Genomic DNA, 26,097 nt, shown 5'->3' on the forward strand with positions numbered 1-26,097 from the left:
AAGAGTACTAGTTTCTTTAAATATAAAAATCCGGCTATTCACTTAACTAAAGAGAAAGCGAATAAGCCGGATTATCTAATAAAAAGATATCCAAACGCTTCCTCCATAGTCTGGTAATTTACGGTTACCAGGTAGAGACTTTTGGGCCATATCCCCAAGGTTATATGAAGGAATTACGATCGATTTAATTGTCCTCTACATCATAACAAGCGTATTGGCGTTGGTCAACCTAAAAAACTGAACGTTCACTTGTTATTCAATGTTAATGTTCGGTTTTTGGAACCGTTTCATAAATAATGACTTGTTTAACGTACTCAGGTCCCTTTTTTCCCTCACGAAATAAAGGTTTTTCAAAACGACCTATTGGCTCATAGCCATCCTTTTCAATAGCTGACAAACACTCACTAATCGAACCATTATAATCATCCACCGAATAGCGCCTTTTCTTTTCTTTTGCCATTGACATTCAGCCTTTCTTACCGATCAACTAATAAGTTTGCCCCTAGATACCAGGGGGGACATAAGCAACAGGCATTCTTAAGCATAAATAACTTTGAATTAGCGTAATTTCTATAAGATACCTATCCTCTTAAAGCCTGACCTTATTCTAACAAATGAATAAGAAAAGGGCATCTTGAGCTAATGGAATGACCAAAAGGGGGAAACGAGACTCGTGGCTGAAGGAAAAAACGACTGGAAGCATACCGTCAACCAATTTCTTGGAAAAGATTTCTGGCATGATTTCCAAGATCTCTTTTCAAAAGAATGGCCCACTTACAACCTCTATGAATCCGAATCTAGTTTTATTTGTCAAATCGCACTTCCAGGTCTTAAAGAGCTTGGCGATGTTACAGTATCGATCGATAACACCAAACTGTTAATCCGCGGGAATGCCCACTATCACTTGAGCGGTTACTCCATTGTCAGTGAAGAACTCCTAAAGGGGAGCTTTGAACGAGAAATTGTGTTCCCTAGTCCTGTGCAAACAGAACCGGTAGAAGCGACTTACAGAAAAGGCATGCTGATCATCCAGCTCCAAAAACTGAAAGGACAAGAAATAAGCGAGATTATCATCGAAGAAGAAGATTAGATAAAATGAAAGCCGAGTGGGATAAACCCTATGGCGATAAGAACTAAGCCGATAATGATAAAAAACATATTCACGGCATACCAAGGGATCGCATCTGCCACTTTTTCGCCCGCCCCATAAGCAATGTGAGCCGAGTTATCATCGAATTTATTCTTTTCGGATTTACGTTCAAGCTTTCTTTCTAAGCGTCTCAATAGATTATCTGCAATTTTACCGCCAAACAAGGCAATAATCCCTATGACCCATAAAACAACAGTGAACCAAAGCGCCATGCTTACCCTCCTCATTCATACCTATTAAAAGTATGAACTCAGGAGCCCGAAACTATGCGAAGAAGGGGCAGTCCAGGATGGGCCGCCCCCCTTCAAGTTTTTAATTTATTTAGCAAGAACCGGTAAGAAAATGATAAAGATGATAAATAAGATATACATGATTGGATTCAATTCTTTAATGCGACCACGGACAATCATGGTGATTGGATAAACAACAAATCCAAATGCAATACCTGTTGTGATACTATACGTAAATGGCATCATCGCGATTGTCAAGAAAGCTGGAATCGCAATTTCAAGCCTGCTCCATGCTATATCCTTCAAAGAAGACGCCATTAACACGCCGACAATAATAAGCGCTGGAGCTGTTACATCGGATGTTACGACTCCTAAAAGCGGTGAGAAAAACATCGCCAGCAAGAACAAAATAGCTGTGATCACAGCTGAAAATCCGCTTCGTCCCCCTGATGCTACACCAGAAGAGGATTCCACATAAGCCGTCGTTGGGGAAGTCCCTAAAATACTACCGATAACAATAGAAATGGAATCTGAGAATAGCGCACGACCGGCACGAGGTAATTTATTATCTTTCAAAATCCCTGCTTGGTTTGCAATCGCCATTAGCGTACCCGCTGTATCAAAGAAACCAACAAACAAGAACGTTAAAACAACGACAATTAAATTGAAAGAATTAATATCACCCAAATGCGTAATGGCCACACCAAAGATTGGTTTAAGACTTGGAATACTTGAAACAACGTTAGACGGGATTGAAACTGGATTGACCTTATCATTGATTCCTAATAGAGCCAGAATAACGCCAAGAATAGCCGTTAATACCATTCCATAGAACACGCCGCCTTGAATCCCGCGAACCATGAAGAGAACCGTGACAATAACACCGAATAGAGTTAAAAGAACACCTGGATTGTGAAAACTTCCAATTTGAACCAAAGTATCGGGGTTTTTCACAACAATTTTAGAATCTTGCAGTCCGATAAAGGCAATGAAAAGTCCAATCCCAGCAGCCGTAGCCCGTTTCAAATCTTCTGGGATGGCATTAATAATCATTTCACGAATTTTAAAAATAGTAATAATAACGAAGATGACCCCTGCGATAAACACACCTGCAATGGCGGTTTCCCAAGGAATTTTCATACCGATACAAACGGTATAGGTAAAGAAGGCATTTAAACCCATACCTGGTGCAATTGCAACGGGATACTTAGCTAAAATCCCCATGATAAGCGTGCCGATCGCAGCGGATAAAGCCGTTGCTGTAAATACAGCATGAGTATCCATATTTGCCGCACCAAGAACAACCGGGTTAACGAACAAGATATAAGCCATCGCCAAAAAGGTCGTAACCCCGCCGATTACTTCACGACCAAAAGTCGTGCCAAGCTCGTCGAACTGAAAATAACGTGCAATTGCATTTTGATTCTTCATGTTCGTCCTCCAATGAATGTTTTATTTCGTCAAAAGACCTGATTTATGAAAAGGAATAAGAACTAAAACGAATGGCCTCTTAACGTTAGGAAAGGGTTGCTTTAACAACCCCATTCACTTAGCTGATATAACAGTACATCCTAACTCTCAATTATAAGGAATTGAAGGTTAAAGGTAATTCTTTCGTCACATATCCTTACAAACATTATTCCCACTCAATTGTAGCTGGCGGCTTAGACGTAATATCATAAACCACTCTGTTAATATGAGCGACTTCATTGACAATCCGCGTTGAGATCTTCTCAAGGACCTCCCACGGAATACGAGCCCAATCAGAGGTCATTCCATCGATAGACGTCACAGCCCTAATAGCGAGACAGTAGTCATAGGTGCGGCCGTCTCCCATAACACCAACACTTTTGATGTCTGGCAATACGGTAAAATATTGCCAGATGTCTCGGTCAAGCCCCGCTAACTTGATCTCTTCGCGAAGAATCGCATCGGATTCTCTAACAATTTCAAGCTTTTCTTCAGTTACAGCCCCAAGGACGCGAATCCCAAGACCAGGTCCTGGGAAAGGCTGACGCCAAACAATCTCATCAGGAAGGCCTAATTCGGTTCCAAGCTTTCGAACCTCGTCTTTGAAAAGGGTATTGAGAGGCTCAATGAGATCAAACATCATATCCTCAGGGAGTCCGCCAACGTTATGATGGGATTTAATGGTTTGAGCCGTCGCTGTTCCGCTTTCGACAATGTCTGTATAGAGTGTTCCTTGAACCAAGAAAGAAATATCCGTAAGCTTCTTCGCCTCTTCTTCAAACACATAAATAAATTCATTACCGATGATTTTTCTTTTCTTTTCAGGATCTGAGACCCCGGCAAGCTTATTAAGGAACCGCTCCTTCGCGTCAACCTTAATAAGATTCATGTGAAATTGACCGCGGAAGGTCTTAACAACGCCTTCTGCTTCTCCCTTTCGAAGCAAGCCTTGGTCAACGAACACACAAGTCAATTGGTCACCAATTGCCTGATGAACGAGCGCCGCTGCCACCGATGAATCCACTCCGCCGCTAAGAGCGCATAAGACATTCTTATTGCCTACTTGCTCACGAATCTCTTGGACTTTCTCCTCAATGAAATGTTCCATTGTCCATGTGGCTTTGCATCCGCACACATCAAAAACAAAATGCTGCAGGAGTTCATTTCCATATTCACTGTTTCGTACTTCAGGATGATATTGGACACCATAAAGCTTGAGTTCGTCATTTGCCATAGCTGCAACCGGACAAGAGGAACTGGACGCAATGACTTCAAAACCCGCCGGCGGTGCTTCTACAAGATCGCCATGGCTCATCCACACGCTCTGCTCAGCAGGTTGTCCTTTGTACAGAACATGATCTGATTTGGCTTGAATCATCGCTTTTCCATATTCACGATGATTAGCCTTTGACACTTTGGCACCTAATTGGGCACTCATAAGCTGCATCCCGTAGCAAATACCTAGAACGGGAATCCCTAATTCAAATAGCTTAGGATCACAACTTGGCGCTCCTTCACCGTAGACACTATTCGGACCACCTGAGAAAATAATGCCTTTAGGCTTCTCTTTCAGAAGGTCTTCTGCCGTTAAGGTATTCGACTTTAATTCACTATATATCCCTAAATCACGAATCCGTCTTGCAATTAATTGATTGTATTGTCCCCCAAAATCAAGAACGATAATTTTATCATGCTGTTCCATATGTACACCCCTTTTCAGTAATTAGTGTACCTCTTATTAGGTCCAAATTATAACTTATACTCTTTACCGATACTTTTATAACTGTTTATTCGCCAAACTGCCGCAAAATTCGACAACTAGAACCTAAAAAAGGACACTCTCTCGTCATTTCGACACGTTTCTAGTTCAAGAGAGAGTGGTTTTCCCTTTTGGATTCGTAAATGGCGTTCTCTTAAAATCTTCAGATTAAAGTATCAAAACAAAGAAAAGGCTGGATCTCTACTACTATGAGCAGAAACCCAGCCTCTTTATCCCATGTCTATCTAACGGCAACATAGGTATATATAGCTGACACTGCCTTCATAGTCGGGTCATTTACGGTGACCTGGTAGAGACGCCCGAGCCATATTCTCGAGCATATAAGAAGGTAACAATCGCTTAAAATTATTAAACTAACGTGATTATAATATCAATAGCTACTAAAAGAATCAAGCACGTAATCTATTAATCATATTTTCCCAAAATTCCTTCGAATCAACCCATGAAATGGAACTTGCAGCTGCATAACGGTTTCGCTCTATTTGTCGGACAAGTTTGACCATATCATAGGTTCCAAAGACCCGATCAATTTCTAACGCATATTCTCTTAGTGTTTGCGAGGCTTTCTTCTCATAGCCTGTGAGTGCAAGCAACTTCAGCAATTTATCAAATGCTATATCTAATGTACTGTCTTCTGTGCGGTTACTGTAACGAAGCTTCCATATAATCGGCAGCCATTTCCGCCGCGTTTTGATAATAAATGTGACGATTCCTCCGATGACAATGATAAGAAGCGAGACTAACTCAAACACCGTTTTCCCTTTTAGATGAGGGAACAACTTGTGAGTGCCAACGGTTGGAGCGGCAGAATGATCTTCTGGCTTTGGCTGTTGATTGGGCTTCTGTACATCCGTTTTATCTGGTGTATGGGTTTTCGCTTTTGCCGGTGTGACAGACGCTTGTTTAGCACTTGGATCCGTATAACTGAATGGATAGGTATTCGTGTACCCTTTCGTAGGCTCAAACGGGACCCACCCTGACCCTGGAAAATAAACCTCTACCCATGAATGAGCATCCGATTCTCTGATCTGATACTGATCGGTCGTTGAGTTCACGGTCTCTTGATATTTTCCCGGCGCAAACCCCGTTACCCATCTAGCAGGAATACCTAATGATCGCAGCATGACAACCATCGAACTAGAAAAATTATCACAATAACCTTTTTTGCTTTCAAATAAAAACTGATCCACATAATCTTGATTCTTTTTCGGAACAGGAACATCTGTTGTATCGTAAGTAAAGCTTGTTCCGTTCAAGTAAGTGACAATCGCTTCCGCTTTATCATAACGATTCGTTTTTCCAGCCGTAATCTTCTTAGCCAAATCCTTCACTCTCTGAGGGAGTTCATCAGGAAGCTGGAGATAGGTCTCTTGAATCGTCTCAGGATCCTTAGAATTATCAGTTACCTTTTGTAAAAGCGGCACCGAAAAGGTTGGATAATTGTAAGTCACCGTGTAATCATGCGGCGTGACCAGATTTTCACCTTGCTCAGGTTCAAGTTTTCCTGAAGTTGTATTTAAACGAAGCGTATCGTTCGAGAGCCCAGATATCGATAAGGGATCACCGCCGTAAACCAATTGAGAGAAGTTCGCTAAACTCACATGAATTTTATCGGTGAGCTTTTTCGTTTTAGTATCCGATTCGTACGCCTTTAAAGAATCAAAGGAATCAAGGTCTTTTGTCGACACAAGATTTTGATAGGACTGATTAGGTACGTTTGTCCATCCTTTACCAGTATAGGTATTCTTTGTCTCTATCTTCCAATAGTGCTCGTAACGGCTATCGGCGGTGAATACCAATGTATTATCCATTTGGAACGCCCCGCCTAAATGGGTGTCGTCCGAGTCATAACCAATCTTCTGTTCGGCTTTGCCAGAACCCGGATAGCCGTTTGCTGCCTTCGTAATAAACGGAGTTGGATCCGGCCACTGGGCATCCGCTTTTGGAGCCGCAAATCCTAGAACAAGTGAGACAATAACAAGACTAATTAACCCTAGAAACCAAGAAATTGGCCAACTGCCTTTCTCAAATGTTGTCTGCTCCCTTTCTTGGATATTTGCTAGGCGAAGGAGCCCAATTAAAATTAATCCAATCAGCATGGTGCGAACGATAGCCGCATTCGCGTGATACATCGTAAATGAATCGAGGATTGTTAAATAGATGATCGTTACAAAGAAAAAGAGAAAAAGCTTGCGTGCTTGGATGAGCCAATAATGCATGAGGTAACTGACCACCCACAGGAGGATAAAAAACAAGAAAGAACGAAATAAGCTGGTCATCCCCACCCAGTTGCCCCCAAACATGAAGGCGATATTCTCAGTAAAATCCGAGTAAAAGTATTGAAGCCAAGAGACATCAAAAAAAGATGTATGGTAGAAATAAAGAATATGGAGCGCATAAGCGACGCCAATAAGTTTGGCCGGAAACGAGAGCCAAAAAGATAATCTCATATAGGACAAGAAAAATGAAAAGGCGGCAAAGCAAACAAAATAACTAATGTCGGTTCCATCTGAGATAACAGCAAGGGGTCTCAACCACTCCCAGAACAATAAAAAACCTAATATATAGAGGACCAAAGAGAACAAACGATGGGTACTAGCTTGTCGCACGAGAACCACCCACCTTTAAATCTTGATTAAACTGATTGTCTTTAATTTGATGTGTAATAATACTTTGAGTGTTCAGTCTTGCCAATAAGGCTTTCCTTTGTGATTCAAGCAGGGCATCATTTACAAAAAAGAGTTCAACCGGCATTCCGCGCGAAGCAATGTCATACAACAATTGACTATCTTTTTCATTGCTTTGAGTGGTGACATACACGATTGATGCGTGATGCGGGAGTCTTTGAAGGTATTTAGAAAGCGTAAAGGAAGACGTCCCCTCCCCATTCGGTTCAACCCCTACCAAATAGTTCAGAATCTGCCATTTAGCCCTCGCTTGGTTACTCATTTCAAAAAAAGCCGATTGGTTGCCAATTGCGATGAACCCTACTGAAGCGCCGAATCGGGTAATCCGATCAAGAAGTGAAGCTGCCAAAGAGACGCTTCTCTCGAAATTTCCCCTATTTTCAGCCTGTGCCACCCCAAAGCAGTCCAGCACCACGATCATATCTCGATTCATTGGGTAATCAAATTGCTTGGTGACTAAGCGATTCGCTCGTGCCGTTGCCTTCCAATCGAGCCAGCTCAAACGGTCCCCTGGCAAATAATCACGAATACTAGAAAAAGAAGTCAGGTCTTGCTCGAATTGCTTCTTGGACCGATGACTGCCGCCGAATGCCAACTCCACCGGTTTCCATTCATCCAATGTCTGTACTCTCGGATAAACGACGACTGAATTATCAAGAGATACAGTCCGCTTTTTTTGAATAAAACCAAAAAAATCTCCCGTCCTAAGTTCAATTTCTGTAAAACGATAATCCCCTCTAGGCATATCGCTTAATTGATAAGTAAACGAAACACGTCTCTTAAACCCAAGAGAAAATAACCCTTTCGTCTTCTCTTTCTTCCGATGCGGTTCTTTTTGAAGAAGCCGTTTTGGAAGCTGATCCTGTACCACTAAGTAAAAAAGAGGAAAAGCGAGCTTTCGACTGATCTCAATGGTAAGAGTCAGAGATTCCCCGCCGAACAATTCACCCTTATGAATCACTCTATTCATTTTTATATCTCTTAACGGGTAAAAAAGAACGAGCATGGCATTGAGAAAAACAGGAAGATAACTGTAGAAAACAAACCAGCTGACAAATCCTCCCTGGAACATGGCATAAGAGAAGGCTATAATAAATAATAAAATTTGACCCATCGCACCAAATACGATTTGCTGTCTTGCACTTAGATTTCTCAATCGATTAAGCATACCGATCAAATCCTTTTTTCGGCTGGAACCGTGGTCCCTTTTAATATGGACCCAATCACATCACTAACTTCAGTCCCGGTATAACGGGCATCAGGCTTCAGAATCATTCGGTGGCCTAAAACAAAAGGCGCCAGGAACTTCACATCATCAGGCACAACGAAGTCCCGATCGTAAATCATAGCGAGTGCCTGTGACGCTTTTAACAAAGCAAGCGATCCCCTCGGGCTGACCCCAAGATAGACATCGTGATGATGACGCGTTCGATTAATAATGTCTACAATATACTTTTTGACGGATTCATCCACGTAAACCGCCCTTGTTTGAGTCTGAAGCTGGATCACTTCTTCTGCGGTCATGACAGACTCCAATTCATGAATCGGATGCCCCGCCCCCAGGCGATTAAGCACTTCCATTTCTTCCGATTGGCTGGGATAGCCCATTTTAAGCTTTAACAGGAAACGGTCCAACTGGGCCTCTGGAAGCGGAAAGGTCCCTTCATATTCAATGGGATTTTGCGTCGCCATAACAAAGAATGGACGCGGCAACATGCGGGTTTGACCATCTACCGTTACACTGCCCTCTTCCATTCCCTCCAAAAGCGCCGCTTGGGTTTTCGGTGAGGTTCGATTGATTTCATCAGCCAGCACGACATTCCCCATTAAAGGGCCCGAGCGAAATTCAAAGATTTGATCCTTCTGATTATAAATTGACATGCCTGTCAAATCGGATGGAAGTAGATCCGGTGTAAACTGTATGCGTTTGAATTCAGTTCCAAGAGATTTGGCCAATGCCCTTACAAGCATGGTTTTCCCCACTCCCGGTACATCCTCTAATAGGACATGCCCTTCTGCAAAAAGCGCCACTAAAGAAAGGAGCGCGGGCTCCCTTTTTCCTATAATAACTTTTTCAATATTTTCGATAACTTGATTGATTTTCGGTGCCAGCGTTTCTAGTCTCGTTAACATGGTTATCCCTCCGGAAATCTAAGTGAATCAATCTATTCTATCACTCTTCAAAAATTTCAAACTTTTAATCAATTGTATCCTTTTAAGTATAGCAAAAAAAGAGAGCAATTAACCATTCCGAACTGGTAATTTCTCTCTTAAGTTTTATCATAATAGACTCTGTCAAAGACCGTTGTTGATTAATAAATGAATCAGTTTCGTAATTGCTTTTGTAAATAATGCACAGTTTAACAGAATTTCCGTTTGCCATTTTTTTAATGAATTTTAGTCAGAACCCTCCCGCTTTCCTCAAGCGTTCCGGGAGACTGCCAGGATAAACAACTCAAAAGTTAGAAAAGGCTTAAGAACCTATGCTATTTGATATCACGGCACATTAGGCGGGTTCAATACTTCGCAGCTGTTGTTCAGCAAATTGACGATACAGTCGGTGTGTCTTAAGAAGCTGATCGTGCGTTCCTACGCCTGTTATCTCACCTTTATCTAGAAAGATGATTTGATCGGATTCAACGACTGTTGATAATCGATGGGCAATAATGACTGTCGTCCGCCCTCTCATCAGATTCTGCAGCGCCTGCTGGACAATGCGTTCAGATTGACTGTCCAAACTTGAGGTGGCTTCATCCAACATTAAAATTTTAGGATCTCTTAAAAAAGCTCGGGCTATGGCGATCCGTTGTCTTTGACCTCCAGATAACTTAATGCCCCGCTCTCCCACTTCTGTTTCAAATCCATTTGGAAGTTCAGAAATAAATGGATCCGCATAAGCCATTTTGGCGACTCGCATCAATTCATTCTCTGTGACAGGACGATCCAATCCATAACAAATATTCTCCCGGATAGTACCCGAAACAATAGGACTTTCTTGTGACACATAACCAATTTGACTCCTCCAGGAGGCTAAATCGTAATCTTGAATTGGTGTCACGCCCAGTCTAATCTCACCTTTTAAAGGAGCATAAAACCGCTCCAGTAAAGAAAACAAGGTCGTTTTGCCGCTTCCGCTTGGCCCAACAATAGCTGTCACCTTTCCTGCTTCGATCGTCAATTGAACATCCTTAAGAACGGCTTCACCCGTTTTATATGAAAAATGAATGTGATCCATCGTTATGGCAGCATTAGTTTGAGGAACCTCCAACATGGCATTTTCTTCCTCTTCTGAATCAAGGATGGCAATGATGCGTTCGGTAGCACCCGTTGCTTTTTGAAATTGTGTGAAAAAGGCAGCAAGCTGTCCCATCGGCATGATGATTTGAAAGAGATACAGAATAAAAGCCACTAAATCTCCTGCTGTCAGGGCCCCTGAAGCAACTCGCATCCCACCGTATCCAAGAATAAGAATTAACAAGGCCATGATTACCAATCCCATAAGCGGTGTGATAAAAGCTTGAACTTTCGCTTCTTTTAAGCCATAGTCAAATAGTTTGTTAATTCCCCCTTTCCCATTCTTATATTCAACAGGCTCTGCATTAGAGGCCTTAACAAGACGTATTTCAGAAAGGACTTTCTGAAGTACGGAGGTAAAGCTTGCCGTTTCGTCCTGCATACCCTTTGAGATCCGATGCATTCTATGCCCAAGTATCATTAGGATAGTAACTGCTATTGGAATGGCAATGAACATAAGCAGTGTCATTCTCCAATCCAAGAAAAGCAGGACAATAATTGAACCAATAATTGAAATTGTCCCCGTAACAAAACTAGAAAGATGCTCTGAAATAAGGTTTTTGACAACCGCTGTGTCATTTGTCATCCGACTGACAATCTCTCCCGATTCATATTCATCAAAATAACTCACAGGGAGTCGCAAGAGCTTTTGCCATAACCGGTCACGGATTCCTGCCACAACAGACTGACCAATATGATTAAGTATATAAACTGAAACACCCCCTGCCACCGCTTGAGCAAGGATGGCCGCGATCAGAAGACCAAGCATTCCCGGGCTTAAGGAAGCAAAAGAAAACCGATTAATAAGATTTTTTGTAAATAGGGGGACTAACAATCCCGCCCCCGTCGTCAATATGCTTAACAGTAGAGCGATTGCTATAAAAGAGAATTTTGGCCTCGTTTGCCGAATCAGTCGAACGAACGGTCGCCATCCTTCCTGAGTTCTCACCCGATTCTTCATACTATCCATATGGTCTTCCAACCTTTCATTTCTTGATAATTAAGTTCGTCTCTATGAGTAGTCTAAGTCGGAGTTATGAACGGAAGATGAACAGTGGGCAATTCTCAGAGAAAAACAAGCACCATTTTATTCAATTAGCCGGAATATCATTACTATAAACTTGTGACAAGCCTGTTTTTCTGTTTGATAACCTATGTTGTTACCATGGGGCCAGCCTAGTGTAACGACAACACCTTTAAAACGAGTCAATAAATTCCTTTGCTGTTTTAGGCAAATAACTGTTGGCACGCCAGACTACGGTTGCTCGAATCGTCCAGGGATTGTCCACAATGTTATACACTTCACAATTTTGCATAGATAAATCATGAAGCATAGAGTTAGGGAGGATCGCAGCACCGACACCCATTTTGACAAGATCCAAGAGAATAGCGGAATCATGACACTCACAGATGATATTAGGCTGTAATCCTCGGCTTTCAAACTCGGCCGTGATTCTCCCATACAAGCCATTCCCTAGAGATGAGCGTAAGATGATTATGGGGATTGTTGACAAATAGTGAAGATCAACCTGATTCCTTGGTACCGGCATCTTCTTTGGTGCAAGTAATTGACACGGAATATCTGTAATAACTTTCTCTTGCAAATCGGCTTTTGCCAGGGAACTAGCGGATACCGCTAAATCGATTTGGCGATTCCCCAGTAAATCTTTTAAGTAAGAAGAAGGCCCTTCCCATATATGGAATCGAACCTGAGGATGATCTTGCCGGAATTTTTCTAATCGAGCAAGCATAATTGGGGCACAATAAATCGTAGTGCCAATAGCGAGTGTCCCACTAATCTCTTCGCCTAACTCCTTCACTTCCACAATTGCATCATTAAATCGATTAATAACCTCTTTTGCTTTTTCTAAAAACAGCCTGCCTTGTGCCGTGAGTGACACAGCCTTCTTTTTGTTTCGGTCAAACAGTTGCAGTCCAAGCTCTAACTCCATTTCTTTTAATTGCCTGCTTAAATGAGGCTGAGCTATGTGCAAAACCTTAGCCGCCTGGGTAATCGTTCCTTCCTCTGCGATCGTAATAAAATAATTTAATTGGCGTATATCCAAACTGCTCTCTCCCCCAATTAATTAACTTGTTAATTGCGCCTTCTTTATAATACCTTAAAAGTATATTAAATAATTATAATAGGCATTTTAACTATATAGATATTAGATTTATACTAGTTAGATGGGAAAGTCTATGCTTTAACAGGACTTACATATTTTATAAGAAAATTGGGGATAAACATGACGGATTATACAAAAGAAAAGAAGGAAAGGGTAAGGGAACCCAAGAAAAAAAGTTTATATAGTCGCCCGCCTGTTGCGGAACACCCAAACCCCGGAGGCATAAAGGGAGCGTTCCATTGGAATAAAGCACCTGCCTACCCTTGGGGGAAAGCTGTTGCTGCCGCCTTTAGTCTAGGCATCCCTTTTTTGTTAGGGATCCTTTTCCACCAATTGGATTTGGCACTACTTGCGAGTATGGGAAGTTTTACCGCTCTCTATATTCATAATGAACCTTATCCTCAACGGGCCCTGAAACTATTTCTAATTAATCTCGGCCTTATGATAAGTTTTGGGCTTGGTCAGCTGTCTGCTGCCTACCCATTAAGCATGCCTTTGGTATTCGCCCTTGTCAGTGCCGGCTCTGTTTTTTTGAGCGGGGCATTCAGATTACCTCCGCCCGGTGGTTATTTCTTTGTCCTTGTTTGCGCTGTAGGAACCATTCTCCCATTTGATTTGTCAGAGATTCCTTTTCGAATGGGCATGGCTTTTGCAGGGGGCTGCTTAGCTTGGCTACTTGGAATGTCCGGATGGATCTGGAATCCTCACCGTCAAGAAAAGGCAATTGTTATCCTAGTCTACAGGCTGCTTTCTGCTTATCTTGACAAAATCGGCAAAACATCGACCGATAGTGCTAGACACCAACTGACTCTTGCCCTTAAGAATGCGGAAGAGGCGGTTCTCACGTCGCCCTTTAGAAAAATGAAAAGGGTTGGAAAATCACTCTATCTGGCTCATCTAATTGAGAAAGCAAATGATATCTTTCTTTCGGCCATTGAATATGAAGCAAGGGAAAATTCCCCTATTCAAGAAGAGTTTGTTCGCGCTCCTCTGATGATTGCAGAAGCCATGAAACAGGAGGGGCAGGTTATTTCAAGCCCTATCGGCAATCCAATCGATCGAGATAGCCTAACAGAGCGTTTAGCTAAGGACCTAATGGATGCAGTGACCATCTTCAATGAAAAGCGTAAGGATTATAACCAGCTGATTCAAAGCCCGAATCGAAACATTAAATCTATTCTTTCGAGTGCCATAGCACCAACCTCGGTGGTACTGCCCGCCTCTCTAAGAATCGGGATTGCTGTACTAATCGCAGCAACGCTCTCTGTTCTTCTTGGAAATGAAAGACCTTATTGGGTATCACTTGCCTGCGCTTCCGCTTTGCAAGGACCGACTGCGCTCGCGATTGTGCAACGAACGATTCAACGGTCAGTGGGAACGGCTATCGGGATCATGATAGCCGGCGTCATTTTTTTCAGTCATACGAGTTCCTTACATCTCATCTTAATCGCCATGGTTTTTCAGTTTTGTGTTGAATTAACCATTGTTCGGAACTACACGTTAGCAGTTGTGTTTATTACCCCTATGGCTATGATTATTACTTTCTTTACTCATGTCCAATTAACCACACTCTCACTGATTGAAGCCCGGTTAATTGACACCATACTAGGAGCTGCCGTTGCCCTGCTCGCTGGGCTATTTTTATGGCATGGGAGTGCTTCATCACGCTTACCAAAACTTTTAGGTTCTACGATTCAAGCATCCGGGGACATCCTTCAAGGACTCTTACAACTCCCCGCCTCTCAACAAAAACAGCTAGTCCGGCAAAAGAACCGACTTAGGACCCTATTAATAAACTTAAGAGCGGTCTATGATGGCTCAATTAAAGAATTGCGCACCCAATCTGATCGCGTGGAAGCTTACTGGTTATCCATTGTAGCAGCCGAACGATTAGGCTATTTTGTTCTAGCAGCTTTAGAAAGTCCCATTAATGTCAGCATCGATGCCGAGAAACTAAGAGAGATCTCGGACATCTTTAACGAACTTACAGAGCAAGCTAAACTGCAACAACCAATTGGAGAATTGACCTTTCCAGAAATCCCTGACTTCCCAGGAATTACTAGAGAAGTCAACGAGCTCATCGAAAGTCTTAGAATTAAAGATTTAAGTACAAAAATATGATGAAAAAGAGCACTGCGGTGACTAACCGACAGTGCTCTTTTTTGCGGGGGCAGTGGGAATAGAGAGGGGGCTGAGACATAAGGAAAAAATGAATGGTTCTATACAAATACTGAAAATATAAAACCGCATGAAATCAGGATTTTTAAATCAGATTTCATGCGGTTTATTCATGTAGTAACATTTTGTCCCAGCCTCCCCGACTAATTGTTATAATACAACTAATTAATTCATGAAATCTTAAGAGAATCTTAAGGATTATCGCATCTGAATGTTAAGATTTTCTGTCTAAAATACAGTTATAAGGATTTTTGAAAGGAGCTGTGTCGAGTACACCCTACAAACTCTATTCGATCAGGAGTGACGCCTATGACTCATACGATTTTAGTCGTTGATGATGAAAAAGAAATACGAGAGGCCATTGATATTTATTTAAGAAATGAAGGCTTTACGGTTTTACAAGCGATGGATGGCATTGAAGCTCTTGAACAGCTTAAGTCGCACCCGGTTCACTTAATTATTCTCGATGTCATGATGCCGAAGCTGGACGGCATTGCGACGACTTTTAAGATTCGCGAGGAAAAACAAATCCCTATTATTATATTAAGCGCAAAAAGTGAAGATACAGACAAAATACTAGGCTTGCAAATCGGTGCCGATGATTATATGACCAAGCCATTCAATCCGCTTGAGCTTATTGCAAGAGTCAAATCTCAGTTAAGAAGATACATAACATTCGGCAAGAATGAAACAAGTGAACAAGCCATTCATCTTAACGGACTCATCTTGGACCCCTCTGCCAAATCCTTTACTGTGAATGGGGAGCCGGTTAAATTCACGCCGATTGAATTTAAGATTATGGAGCTACTCATGACCCATGCCGGGCGGGTGTTTTCAATTGATGAAATTTATGAACGTGTTTGGAAGGAACCCGGTTTCAACGCTGAGAATACGGTAGCTGTCCATATCCGAAAAATTCGAGAAAAGATCGAGATTAACCCAAAGGATCCAAGATATTTAAAGGTGGTGTGGGGAATTGGATATAAAATTGAAAAATAGACTATTGGCGGTATTAACGTTTGCAGGTCTAAGCTTTGGAATAAAAGGAAGCTTGAATTTTTTCTTCAACAGCGGTGCCTATTTTGATGATTACCGGTCCTATTACTCCAATGTTTTCATTCTGATATATGGCATTATTGCTATTTTATTTCTGCTTTTTAGTCTCTATCTTATCTTTAGCAAACAGATCATCCATGAACTCATCACGATTAATTTACAAGAAAGATACAATTCTCTCCCCATCGATGTGCTGGGCCTGATTCTTGCTTTTACAGGGATCATTGCGCTTGTCGACACCTTGTTAGTAAACAACGAATTTTTCAATGTCTTCAGTACAATTAAAGATTTACTCTTAAACACCTTATTTATGGGACTCACCTTGTTACAAATCATTTTATTACGTCGCCGATTCAAGAGCGGGAGAACGTTTGAAGAAGATTGGAAAAAGACTCTAGTGTATCAAGGCTTTTATGGTGTTAGTGACACCTTGCATCTATCTAGCACAGGAATAGCGATTTTATTTCTATTAGTCATCGTCTTTTTTTCAGGATTCGGTATCCCGATTATTAGCGAAGAACCAGGGCTTCATTTCCCTTATTTCTTATTATTTGTTGCGATAACCCTCCCTGCCTTAGTGATCACCGCTAAGCGAATCAGTCAGTTTAATCGTCTTGCCAAAAATGTCAATCTAATGGCAAAGGGACAGCTTTCATCAGATCTTCCAGTAGAAGGCTGGTCCCCTTTAAAAACATTAGCGGCTGATATCAATACATTAAAACAAGGGATCTCAGTAGCTGAAAAAGCTATGTCTAAAAGTGAGCGCCTGAAAACAGAGCTCATTACTAATGTTAGTCACGATTTGCGAACGCCGTTAACCTCTATCATCACCTATACCGAGCTCCTGAAAAAACCGGACCTGACGATTGATGAACAGAAGAGCTACATTGAAATTATTGATCGAAAGTCTAAACGCTTAAATGTATTGATTGAGGATTTGTTTGAAGCGTCAAAAATGGCAAGCGGAGATATTGAACTGGATCGAAAGAAGGTCGATCTCGTCCAGCTCTTGCAGCAAACGCTTGCTGAAAATGACGAAAGAATCGAAGCCTCTCCCTTGCAGTTTCGTTTTACTAAACCTGAAGATCCTGTCTATGCCTTTGTCGATGGTCAAAAGCTCTGGCGCGTATTTGATAACTTACTAGGCAACTGTATAAAATACTCACTTGAAGGCACACGTGTCTTTATATCTATTAAGGACTGTGAAGAAAAAACAATTATAACCTTTAAGAACATATCCAAGTACGAACTGAGTGAAGATATCGACGAGCTCTTTGAACGCTTTAAGCGCGGAGATGAATCGAGGCACACTGAAGGGTCTGGTCTAGGACTTGCAATCGCAAAATCCATCATCGATCTTCACGAAGGAGACCTAGAAATTGAAGTAGACGGTGACCTATTTAAAGTAACCGTTAAACTGGATAAATAAACCAACACAAAAACCCCGTTCCTCAGGTAGAAAAACGTGTGATGGAGACTCCAACACACAAAAACCCCTGCGACTCGGGTGAAAAGCGTGTGATGGAGACTCCAATACACAAAAACCCCACCTTCCTCGGGTGAAAAGTGTGTGATGGCGCCTCCAATACACATAAATCCCGCAGCCTCGCGTGAAATGTGTGTGATGGAGACTCCAACACACAAAAAATCCCTGCGACTCGCGTGAAATGTGTGCGATGGACACTCCAACACACAAAAAATCCCGCAGCCTCGCGTGAAAAACGTGTGATGGAGCCTCCAATACACAAAAACCACTGCACCACAGTTGGAAAAGCGTGTGATGAGGGGCTCCAATACACAAAAACCCCTGCGACATGGGTGAAATGTGTGCGATGGACACTCCAACACACAAAAAATCCCTGCAACACGCGTGAAATGTGTGCGATGGACACTCCAACACACAAAAAATCCCTGCGACACGCGTGAAATGTGTGCGATGGAGCGCCCAATACACAATAACCCTACCGTCCTCGGGTGAAAAACGTGTGATGGAGCCTCCAATACACAAAAATCCCGCAGCCTCGGGTGGAAATGTGTGCGATGGACACTCCAACACACAAAAAACCCCTGCGACTCGCGTGAAATGTGTGCGATGGACACTCCAACACACAAAAAATCCCTGCGACTCGCGTGAAATGTGTGCGATGGACACTCCAATACACAAAAAATCCCTGCGACACGGGTGAAATGTGTGCGATGGACACTCCAACACACAAAAAATCCCTGCAACACGCGTGAAATGTGTGCGATGGACACTCCAACACACAAAAAACCCCTGCGACACGCGTGAAATGTGTGCGATGGACACTCCAACACACAAAAATCCCGCAGTCCCCGGTGAAATGTGTGTGATGCCACCTCCAATACACAAAGCGTTCTTTCAGACTCGTTATTACAAGTAAAATAAAATACAATAAAATAAAGTGAAATGAACAGTCTCACTTACTCGACTAATTAATGATTTGAATGTTTTGGGGTGGTTTTTTAGTGGAAGATCAGACGATTTCAAACCTGTTTTATTTATACAACAAAGATATCTACCACTTTTTGGTTTATTATACCGGTCTTTCTGATGTAGAAGATCTCGTACAGGAAGTTTTTATCCGTGCCATAAAGGGATGGGATTCTTATGAAAAAAGATCTTCACCCAAAACATGGCTGATTTCCATTGCGAGGCATGTCGGTATTGATGAAATAAGAAAAAGGAAAAGAAGACAGTTTCTCAATCAAATCTACTTAAATAAAGAAGCATCACTTATCGAGGAACAAACACCTGACCACGCATTAGATATAAATGAGTCCAACAAAGCGCTTTATCAAGCCATCCAATCATTGAAATCCAGTTACCGTGATGTCGTCATCTTAAGAGGAATTAAAGAATTGAGTGTAACAGAGACAGCCGAGGTTCTCAATTGGAGTGAGAGTAAAGTACGTATAACCTTCCACAGAGCCCTTAAAGCTCTGAAGGAAAAAAAGGAGAGATTATCTCTATGAAAGAAAACGACTCCCATGATGAATTAATGAATGAACTCAGATCTCTGCCAGAACCCAATTATGAAAAAACATTCAATGACCAAATACAGGCTGACATCCACCAAAATCTTATCAACTACTTGCACACGCATAATGATAAAAATCAAAGCAGAAATAAAGTTAATAAATGGAAGCTTGGCCTTTCAAGTTTGGCAGCGGCATTACTCATACTTTGTTTAGCGCTCAGTACAAATTTCGCCCATGATAGTTTGAACCCAAACGCTCATGATTCGATTAAGAATGCCTCCAACAAGCAGATAGCGGAGCCCGCACCCCAAACGCATCCATTAGAAGAGCACACTTTCTCAAACTCGATCGAGGCTGTTAATTCCATTTCAGCCGTGGAGCAAGCCGTTTCTCAAAACTACCCATCAAACAAAATAGTAGATTTGGGCTTAGACATCAATGCCGACTATTATAAAGGGGCGGGATATTATAAATATAAATGGAACGAAGGACGATGGACGATCTATTTGGCAGGGCAGGGAAACAGCTCCAAAGGAACGCAAATGGCAAAGAATGTGGTGTCCTATCTCCATACAAACACTTTACCGGCTCCTGATCAAAAAGGGGTCATAACGATTCTGCCGCCAAGTCAAGCAACCGGCTCCATCACGCAAACGAGCATTGCCAGACAGGTTGGGAATACTGTCCTTTCCTTCAAACAGTCCGGAGATCCAATTAATACCTTACAAGCATTCATTAATTCGAGTTCAAGTACCCGTCCATCTAATAACACCATTAAGAAGCAAAACTTTCCAAGCTCCTCAAAAGCGTTGGATGCTCTTGCAAAAACAGAACAAAACCTATCCTTAACTTATCCATCAGGTACCCAAGTTGATTTAGGCTTAGGGATTAACGGAGTTTTATATAAAAACTCAGAACACTATAAATATACATGGTATGAGGGACGATGGACGATTCTCCTTGTCGGGAAGGCGGACAGTCTTAAGGGCAAACAGGTTGCCAAAAGCATTGTCACCTACCTTCACACACACTATTTGCCGGCACCAAGTCAAAAAGGGGTCATTATCGTGAATCAACCGAGCTCCTCTCACTCCCCTTTAGGCACGGCTAACACGATTTCCTGGCAAGTCAAAAATAAAGTATTTACGCTAAAACAAACAGGTGACCCCATTAAAGCCTTACAAACGATTATAAATAAGCATTAATTTTTAAAAGCGGCTTGCCAACTGAGACCCATTTGGCGATGGGGTTACCCTCTACCTAATACTGTTTCAAAGCTTTGAGATATAACTTGCTAAAAAAGCTGACAACCTGGAGAAGATCTAAAATCGCAAGACAAAAGCTTGGGGGTTTCCCCCAAGCTTTTGCCTTTTAATAGATTTTAGTTGTACAAGTTCATCAAACCCTTTGATAAATAAGCTGGGAATTTTCTCTTAATTAGAAACTACCACTAAAAATCGCTTAAATAGCCGGAGAATTTCCGCCTATTGACTCCAAAAAGCATGGCTCCGAGTCATTTTGCCTTGTTTAACTGGAAAATCTCCGTTTATATACCCGCACCCGAACACTATTTTGCCGTTTAAACGGAAAACTTCCGCTTATTTTTGGCTACTCAAAAAGATCAGGTTTGAAAATTAGAGTAATTCAAAGAGACGCATTATTATAAACTATTTCAAACTATTTTAATAGGTTAACTATATTACATTTTATTTACTTTTTTAAATATAATAGTAAAATATTAAGGGCTATCATAGATAAAACGATCAAGGGGGATGCAAGATGAAATTGAAAGCTATTTTAATAGGCTTATTAGCCGCATGCTTATTGGCTGTAGTGGGCTGTGGTTCGAATTCAACACCTAGCCAATCCACAAATTCAGATAAAGATAGTTCACAATCTACTAAAAAGGATACAAAGAATGCCGATATGACTGCATTAACGGGATTCGAATTGGATGTAATCGAGGATATGCACGTTGCCATCAAACCGGTTAATGACCTTGTTAGCCTAAGCAACGCAAAATCCTTTAATGCCGATGCTGTCAAAACATCTGCAGAAGCAGCAGCAAAATCAGCTGATGATTATGCAACTAAAATCAAAGGCTATTCGCTGCCATCAGGCATGTCTAGTGCTACCAAAACTAAAGTAAAGGCTGCATTAGCTGATTTGGCAACCTCTTTCCAACAACGTGCCGATGCCGCTAAAGCCTGTGAGAACGTTACCTCCCAAGCTGAATTAAACACAGCTGTTGCAAAAATCGATACAGACAGCAAAGACTCCTTCCAAAGCTTTGAGGATAAAATGAATGCGGTCCACAGCGATCTAGGCATGTTAAGTTCTGATTTCTCTAAGGAATTGCAGTAATATATTGAAAAAAGCAGCCTTCATTGGCTGCTTTTTTTGCTGTCCCGTCAATTTTTTAAAGCCTCTCCCATTTTTTGGGGAAGCGCGATGCTATTGCCGCATCGTCTTTGAATCAATTCCCCTGCAAAATCTAGTGTTCTTAAATGTAAGGTGCCCCATAAAAAACATTTCTTATAAGATCACAAAGGATAATAAATAGATCATTATTGCAATGAAAGCTGCCCCACCAGTCAATCGCAGAAACTCACCTGAATTAATATGGTTTTCATTATATTCAACGTTTACGTCATTTTGACTTTTAGAAACAGAGTGAGCAGCCTCTACCTGCTTGCTATGTAAGATTGCCGAATTAAAGATACGTCCTTCCATTTCATTTCCCCTCCATTACTAATATTACATTTATGTTACATTTATTATCTCATTATGAAACATTTTTGTAAAGGGGGTGATTAATTTTTTCCTATATTACACTAAAAAGTCTTTAATGGAGACTTCAAGCCTCTCTTCCTTAGAGATCAGTTCATTGTAATCTTTTTGTAACATAATGTTTTATCTTAGATTATTTAGCGTTAATCCAAAATGGAACCATAAAAATAAGATAAAACAAGCCGTTAAGAGCCAGGCAATTAAAGGGTTCTTATAATGAATAATTAAAAAGAGATACATGAAAAGATCAAAAAACAAGGACCAATAGTAATTCCAACCGTTATGATAAGTTATTAAGTGGAATTTGACAGCTATCAACTCAATAGCTCCTGAAATCGCCGTCCATAAAAGCAAGTATAAGCAAATCTTAAACTTCTGTTTGGGAAAATGGGGAATATACATCAGAACGATTGCCGGATAACAAACAAATGCTAGATATATGGAGATCAAGGTATCTGTCGGGATGATGGATTTTTTCAAAAGCCACATGGGCTGGTTATAAGTGAGTACCTGATAAATCAAATTTCCTATAATGAAAAAGAGTATGGTTGGATAGTACATTTTCCAGTGCTTCCAGTCCCCCCATCTCCAAGCACATACAATATACATAAGCCCTAAAATTAGTCGCATAAGAATGTCCCTTTTCTTCTTTTCGCTTATTTTTCGCCACATGTATCATTTCATACTTCGATTGAGAAGAAAGAGTATTCCGAGTAATTAGGATCTAAATGAAAGATGTCATCCTCACGACATCTAGTTATATCTATACTAAAAAGCCCCCAACTCGTTGTTTTAACAACCGTTGAGGGCTTAATGTTTCCCTAAGCCTTAAGCGTGTTTAGGGACTTTTCCAAGTTTTTTATTAAACGCGATCATCGTGGCATTTATCAAAAGAATGATCATTGTAATATAAAACACATAGCGAATATTGTACATCGCGGCGACACTGCTTCCAAGCAGCGGGCCCAATAAATTCCCCATAAACTTAAAACTTGAACTGAGGCCAAAAGCCTGGGCCTGAAGTTCATCCGGAGCGTGCTTTTTCACTAGCACATTGAGCGCCGGAAGCATTCCTCCGACAAATAAACCGAGAAGAAATCGCCCGATCATCAACATGACGACATTATGCGCAAGGACCTGTGGCAAGAACGACAAGGCTGCCATGATTAATGAGAACGTCAATATTTTTTTCTGCCCGATTCGATCACTGTATTTTCCTAATATCGGAGCGGCAATAAGAGTGGCAATACCAGACACCGCCACAACTAATCCCGCTATCGTCTCGAGGTGTTTCCCTGTATAAATTGTTTTGGTGTAGATAGTCAATATCGGTTGAATGGACATCATCCCGAGTTGGGTAATCAAAGTGGCAATAAATACAGGAAAGAGCATCAAGAAGATTTTTTTCCTTGTTCCTTTATGGATAACGCGTTTCTCTCTCTCCTTTTTAGCGACATTTTCTTTCACGAAGAAAAAGACAACGGCACTTGCTCCTAGTAAAAGAACTCCAGTTACAATAAAGACGGCTCTGATCCCAATCAATTCGGCGAGCACTCCGCCGATCAGCGGTCCGATTAAGGTCCCCGCTGTTTGTCCAGTTTGAAGGGTTCCAAGTGCTTGTCCGGACTCTTCATCCGGAGTAACCGATGCTTGAAGTGAAATGGACATCGATATGAATCCAGAAAAAACACCGTTAATCAAACGGAGTCCAAGCAATTGCCAAGGGGCGGTAACAAGCCCCATTAAAATGGTCATGACACCCATTCCAATGCTAGCCCGTAAAAGCATCGGCTTTCGTCCATATTTATCCGCCATAGCTCCCCAAATAGGTTGAAAAATGGCAGCCGTTAGCATTTGCGCCGCAAAAATCCATCCAGACCACTGGACAACTGAGCTCATCTTGTGAACACCCAGTCTTTCGATATATAAAGGCAGAAATGGCATGATTAAGCTCATGCCTGCAACTGCTATAAAATTTGATATCCATAAAATACTTAATGTTTTCTTCCAATTATTCATCGTTAATCATCATCCCCAATATGTGCTGCCTATCTAGATTTCGTATTATTTCAGGACATCTTTATGTCATTCCTTTTAAGCATTCATGTTAATCTTGCCTTAAAGTTCTTAAAGCCGATGTTCCTCTACCTGAAAAGTCTCAGGGATTAACCCCTGAGCCCTCTTTGGATTTTTCTAAAATACCCTATTATAGGCTTTTTTAATACATGAAACCATTTCAAATTACTGATCCCGACACATGCTCGCACCCATTCTAGTTTTAGGCCAAAGCTTTCGTGATTAGGCTGTACGTGTATAGCAATCACGAAAAGCAAAAAAAGACTCACTTACTAATGATAATCCCCTGGCTACATAACTTCCAATTACTATCATGCATGAAATCAATGCACGATAATTATGAATAGGCGCAAGAACTACTATCCGTAACACCATGAAAGGTTAAGCTACCCGAAGTTTTTCCCTATATGACTTTCTATATAAAAAAAGCCTCCCACCAGTTTAATAAAACTGATGAAAGGCCTTTTTCTAATTAGAGCCCTAATATTATTTTCAACCCTTGAGACAGTCCATTTCTAAAATAGAGTGCTCGGTATCAGGATTCCTGATTCATTATTGCCTGAGCTTCAATGGTTAGGACGCGTGTAGTGTCCTTGTCGATGTGCTTGCCAGATTGAGCAGTTAGCTCATTAAGGAAGGCATGAAGGTCATGATTTTGCAGCTTCTTATTGAGGCTGTTCTCAATTCCCGCATTGTCAATATTTCCATATTGGGTGTATACAGATACTAATTGTTGTAAGGATTCCGTTGGGTCCTTTTTATCTGCCAAATAGCCCAAACCGTATTGGGAAAGAGGACTTGATGCGACAGGTTGCATAAAGGTCACATCAGGTAAGCTGCCATCTGATTTTCTAGGAGCAGATAATTGAGATGTATCCAGGCTTTTAAAATCGTTATCAGTGAGTGTTAGTCCGCCGTTGATGGTCCAAGAGTTATTCGTTTCATTTTCAGCTGGGGTATTGTCATCCGCCGTTAAGGTTCCACCATAAGCAATGTTATTGTGCAGAACTTCTCTGTAACCCGCAATATTATTGATATCGGTTGGACTCACACGCTCTAGCATGTCGAATTGAGCATGACTATTCCCATAGGCGGTATTGTTCGTCCAATTCGCGGATTGCCCTGGCATATGGTTCGCATAGAAACCATTGGCTCCGTTATTAACCGATAAACAGTATTCAACTGAATGGACAGGTAATTGATCTGGAATATATTGTTTAGTTGAGGTATTCACTTCATAAGCATAACCGCCAACCTTAAATCCATTCTTATCCCCTATTCCATCATTGTTACCTCGATTATTGAAGGACCAGTCGTGATCATAGATAACGTGCCCCCATGAGTTAATACTGTCAAAGCCATCATCACTGTTGTGCCACGAGCGGTCATTTATGAAAGCAACGTTATCCCCATGGCCGCCAAAACCATCTGTGTTTCCGGCATTAGCAGCAGTTGGTCCAAGGTTGTTGTACGCATCACTATTAATGACCGTTCCTGAACCGTGAACATTAACATAAAAACCATTCGCTTCACTATCATGAGCCGCTACATCATCGATAAAGACATTACCTCGAATATTAAAATTTTCGGATTGTTTTTGATCACCCGCTTTAGTTCCAATCACATCAAACCCTTTGAATGTTAGATCTTGAGCACTTGGGTCTATAAAGAAAGCAGCCACACGTCGATCGGTTGACACCCCACTGAAATCAAAAACAGGCCTTGGATCTCCAGGATAGGCCTCATAAGTAATCCCACTCTTCGTAAAATCATTGACATAATGGTAAGTGTCATCGGTTTTTGCCACATCTGCATCTGTTAATTCGAAATCCCCTGCATTTCCACGAATGTAGACAATATCTCCAGAAGATGCCACCGATTGCGCTTTCATTAAAGTTCTAAAGGGAGAACTCTTAGTTCCTGGATTATGATCATTACCAACAGGAGAAACGTAATAAGTGTTTGCCAAAATTGGCTTTGTCGTAGTTGCGGCGTTTGATCCCGTCTTACTCGTATACCCTTCAGCATGTGCACCAACTGCACTCATTGTAAGCATTGTTGCAAGCATACAACCCGTCATTAACAAACTTCCCATTTTTCTCACAATATGTTCCCCTCTCATTTATCCATTCTTCCGAGCTAAACTGCCCTTGATTTTAAAATTTAATAGACTGCTAATTTTCCTGAACGAGCGTATAGGCCACAAATGTTACTGAAAGTCACCTCCCCTTTAAGCCTACCAATGCTTCGCCCGGCCAAG

20 protein-coding genes and 2 riboswitches are annotated in these 26,097 nt (G+C 41.4%); of the genes, 7 read left to right on the plus strand and 13 right to left on the minus strand.

Features of this window, described 5'->3' with window-relative positions:
- Positions 1-86: 86 nt before the first annotated feature.
- Positions 87-188: riboswitch (purine riboswitch) on the minus strand.
- 74 nt (positions 189-262) lie between these two features.
- Positions 263-460, minus strand: coding sequence for an NETI motif-containing protein (locus PU629_RS20255; RefSeq protein WP_275281827.1), 198 nt, complete (start codon positions 458-460; stop codon positions 263-265).
- 213 nt (positions 461-673) lie between these two features.
- Here PU629_RS20255 and PU629_RS20260 point away from each other — a divergent pair, with 213 nt between their 5' ends.
- A complete protein-coding gene (locus tag PU629_RS20260; protein ID WP_275281828.1) occupies positions 674-1,090 on the plus strand; it encodes an Hsp20/alpha crystallin family protein in 417 nt (138 codons plus the stop codon).
- Here PU629_RS20260 and PU629_RS20265 read toward each other — a convergent pair.
- From PU629_RS20265 to PU629_RS20300, 8 genes are all read right to left on the minus strand, one after another.
- Positions 1,087-1,362 carry a hypothetical protein gene (locus tag PU629_RS20265; protein ID WP_275281830.1) on the minus strand — a complete coding sequence of 92 codons (276 nt, stop codon included), beginning with the start codon at positions 1,360-1,362 and terminating at the stop codon, positions 1,087-1,089. The two genes, PU629_RS20260 and PU629_RS20265, sit on opposite strands and share 4 nt — an antisense overlap.
- Positions 1,363-1,467: 105 nt before the next feature.
- Positions 1,468-2,811, minus strand: a complete 1,344-nt coding sequence (locus tag PU629_RS20270; protein WP_275281831.1) for an NCS2 family permease — start codon at positions 2,809-2,811, stop codon at positions 1,468-1,470.
- Between the two features lie 205 nt (positions 2,812-3,016).
- Positions 3,017-4,552, minus strand: coding sequence for a glutamine-hydrolyzing GMP synthase (gene guaA / locus PU629_RS20275; RefSeq protein WP_275281832.1), 1,536 nt, complete (start codon positions 4,550-4,552; stop codon positions 3,017-3,019).
- 322 nt (positions 4,553-4,874) lie between these two features.
- Positions 4,875-4,976: riboswitch (purine riboswitch) on the minus strand.
- A gap of 43 nt (positions 4,977-5,019) precedes the next feature.
- Positions 5,020-7,239 carry a transglutaminase-like domain-containing protein gene (locus PU629_RS20280; protein ID WP_275281833.1) on the minus strand — a complete coding sequence of 740 codons (2,220 nt, stop codon included), beginning with the start codon at positions 7,237-7,239 and terminating at the stop codon, positions 5,020-5,022.
- Positions 7,226-8,485: a DUF58 domain-containing protein gene (locus PU629_RS20285; RefSeq protein WP_275281834.1), complete on the minus strand. Its 1,260-nt coding sequence runs from the start codon at positions 8,483-8,485 to the stop codon at positions 7,226-7,228. Before PU629_RS20285 ends, PU629_RS20280 begins: the two co-directional genes overlap by 14 nt.
- Before the next feature lie 5 nt (positions 8,486-8,490).
- The gene (locus tag PU629_RS20290; protein ID WP_275281835.1) at positions 8,491-9,450 is read right to left on the minus strand and encodes an AAA family ATPase; all 960 of its coding nucleotides are present in this window, start codon (positions 9,448-9,450) and stop codon (positions 8,491-8,493) included.
- Positions 9,451-9,823: 373 nt separating this feature from the next.
- Positions 9,824-11,581 (minus strand): ABC transporter ATP-binding protein, encoded by a 1,758-nt coding sequence (locus PU629_RS20295; RefSeq protein ID WP_275281836.1) that lies wholly within the window; start codon positions 11,579-11,581, stop codon positions 9,824-9,826.
- A 226-nt stretch (positions 11,582-11,807) separates the two neighbouring features.
- Positions 11,808-12,677: a LysR family transcriptional regulator gene (locus PU629_RS20300; RefSeq protein WP_275281837.1), complete on the minus strand. Its 870-nt coding sequence runs from the start codon at positions 12,675-12,677 to the stop codon at positions 11,808-11,810.
- A gap of 180 nt (positions 12,678-12,857) precedes the next feature.
- Between PU629_RS20300 and PU629_RS20305 the strand changes: the two genes are divergently transcribed.
- The 6 genes from PU629_RS20305 to PU629_RS20330 all read left to right on the plus strand — a co-directional run bounded on the left by PU629_RS20305 (position 12,858) and on the right by PU629_RS20330 (position 21,335).
- On the plus strand, positions 12,858-14,858 hold the full coding sequence (locus PU629_RS20305) for an FUSC family protein (RefSeq protein ID WP_275281838.1): 2,001 nt from the start codon (positions 12,858-12,860) through the stop codon (positions 14,856-14,858).
- 366 nt (positions 14,859-15,224) lie between these two features.
- Positions 15,225-15,914 carry a response regulator transcription factor gene (locus PU629_RS20310; protein ID WP_275281839.1) on the plus strand — a complete coding sequence of 230 codons (690 nt, stop codon included), beginning with the start codon at positions 15,225-15,227 and terminating at the stop codon, positions 15,912-15,914.
- Entirely contained in the window at positions 15,892-17,400 is a 1,509-nt protein-coding gene (locus tag PU629_RS20315) for a sensor histidine kinase (protein WP_275281840.1), read from the plus strand. Before PU629_RS20310 ends, PU629_RS20315 begins: the two co-directional genes overlap by 23 nt.
- A gap of 1,058 nt (positions 17,401-18,458) precedes the next feature.
- Positions 18,459-18,965, plus strand: coding sequence for an RNA polymerase sigma factor (locus tag PU629_RS20320; RefSeq protein WP_275281841.1), 507 nt, complete (start codon positions 18,459-18,461; stop codon positions 18,963-18,965).
- Positions 18,962-20,176, plus strand: coding sequence for a hypothetical protein (locus PU629_RS20325; protein ID WP_275281842.1), 1,215 nt, complete (start codon positions 18,962-18,964; stop codon positions 20,174-20,176). Before PU629_RS20320 ends, PU629_RS20325 begins: the two co-directional genes overlap by 4 nt.
- 574 nt (positions 20,177-20,750) lie before the next feature.
- Positions 20,751-21,335: a hypothetical protein gene (locus tag PU629_RS20330; protein WP_275281843.1), complete on the plus strand. Its 585-nt coding sequence runs from the start codon at positions 20,751-20,753 to the stop codon at positions 21,333-21,335.
- Between the two features lie 171 nt (positions 21,336-21,506).
- On the opposite strand, the gene PU629_RS20335 is transcribed toward PU629_RS20330, so the two are convergent.
- The 4 genes from PU629_RS20335 to PU629_RS20350 all read right to left on the minus strand — a co-directional run bounded on the left by PU629_RS20335 (position 21,507) and on the right by PU629_RS20350 (position 25,932).
- Positions 21,507-21,704 (minus strand): hypothetical protein, encoded by a 198-nt coding sequence (locus PU629_RS20335; RefSeq protein ID WP_275281844.1) that lies wholly within the window; start codon positions 21,702-21,704, stop codon positions 21,507-21,509.
- A gap of 180 nt (positions 21,705-21,884) precedes the next feature.
- Entirely contained in the window at positions 21,885-22,391 is a 507-nt protein-coding gene (locus tag PU629_RS20340; RefSeq protein WP_275281845.1) for a CBO0543 family protein, read from the minus strand.
- A gap of 198 nt (positions 22,392-22,589) precedes the next feature.
- Positions 22,590-23,780: an MFS transporter gene (locus tag PU629_RS20345; protein WP_275281846.1), complete on the minus strand. Its 1,191-nt coding sequence runs from the start codon at positions 23,778-23,780 to the stop codon at positions 22,590-22,592.
- A 592-nt stretch (positions 23,781-24,372) separates the two neighbouring features.
- A complete protein-coding gene (locus tag PU629_RS20350) occupies positions 24,373-25,932 on the minus strand; it encodes a right-handed parallel beta-helix repeat-containing protein (RefSeq protein ID WP_481900522.1) in 1,560 nt (519 codons plus the stop codon).
- Positions 25,933-26,097 lie beyond the last annotated feature (165 nt).

It is taken from the genome of Pullulanibacillus sp. KACC 23026 (genome assembly GCF_029094525.1).
Lineage (GTDB): Bacteria > Bacillota > Bacilli > Bacillales > Sporolactobacillaceae > KACC-23026.

Bases quoted from the DNA above. Each gene is read 5' to 3' on its own strand.
- PU629_RS20335 (WP_275281844.1), bottom strand. From the start codon at position 21,704: ATGGAAGGACGTATCTTTAATTCGGCAATCTTACATAGCAAGCAGGTA.
- PU629_RS20325 (WP_275281842.1), top strand. From the start codon at position 18,962: ATGAAAGAAAACGACTCCCATGATGAATTAATGAATGAACTCAGATCT.
- PU629_RS20270 (WP_275281831.1), bottom strand. From the start codon at position 2,811: ATGAAGAATCAAAATGCAATTGCACGTTATTTTCAGTTCGACGAGCTT.
- PU629_RS20285 (WP_275281834.1), bottom strand. From the start codon at position 8,485: ATGCTTAATCGATTGAGAAATCTAAGTGCAAGACAGCAAATCGTATTT.
- guaA (WP_275281832.1), bottom strand. From the start codon at position 4,552: ATGGAACAGCATGATAAAATTATCGTTCTTGATTTTGGGGGACAATAC.
- PU629_RS20330 (WP_275281843.1), top strand. From the start codon at position 20,751: ATGAAATTGAAAGCTATTTTAATAGGCTTATTAGCCGCATGCTTATTG.
- PU629_RS20345 (WP_275281846.1), bottom strand. From the start codon at position 23,780: ATGAATAATTGGAAGAAAACATTAAGTATTTTATGGATATCAAATTTT.
- PU629_RS20340 (WP_275281845.1), bottom strand. From the start codon at position 22,391: ATGCGACTAATTTTAGGGCTTATGTATATTGTATGTGCTTGGAGATGG.
- PU629_RS20265 (WP_275281830.1), bottom strand. From the start codon at position 1,362: ATGGCGCTTTGGTTCACTGTTGTTTTATGGGTCATAGGGATTATTGCC.
- PU629_RS20305 (WP_275281838.1), top strand. From the start codon at position 12,858: ATGACGGATTATACAAAAGAAAAGAAGGAAAGGGTAAGGGAACCCAAG.
- PU629_RS20310 (WP_275281839.1), top strand. From the start codon at position 15,225: ATGACTCATACGATTTTAGTCGTTGATGATGAAAAAGAAATACGAGAG.
- PU629_RS20290 (WP_275281835.1), bottom strand. From the start codon at position 9,450: ATGTTAACGAGACTAGAAACGCTGGCACCGAAAATCAATCAAGTTATC.
- PU629_RS20255 (WP_275281827.1), bottom strand. From the start codon at position 460: ATGGCAAAAGAAAAGAAAAGGCGCTATTCGGTGGATGATTATAATGGT.
- PU629_RS20350 (WP_481900522.1), bottom strand. From the start codon at position 25,932: ATGGGAAGTTTGTTAATGACGGGTTGTATGCTTGCAACAATGCTTACA.
- PU629_RS20295 (WP_275281836.1), bottom strand. From the start codon at position 11,581: ATGGATAGTATGAAGAATCGGGTGAGAACTCAGGAAGGATGGCGACCG.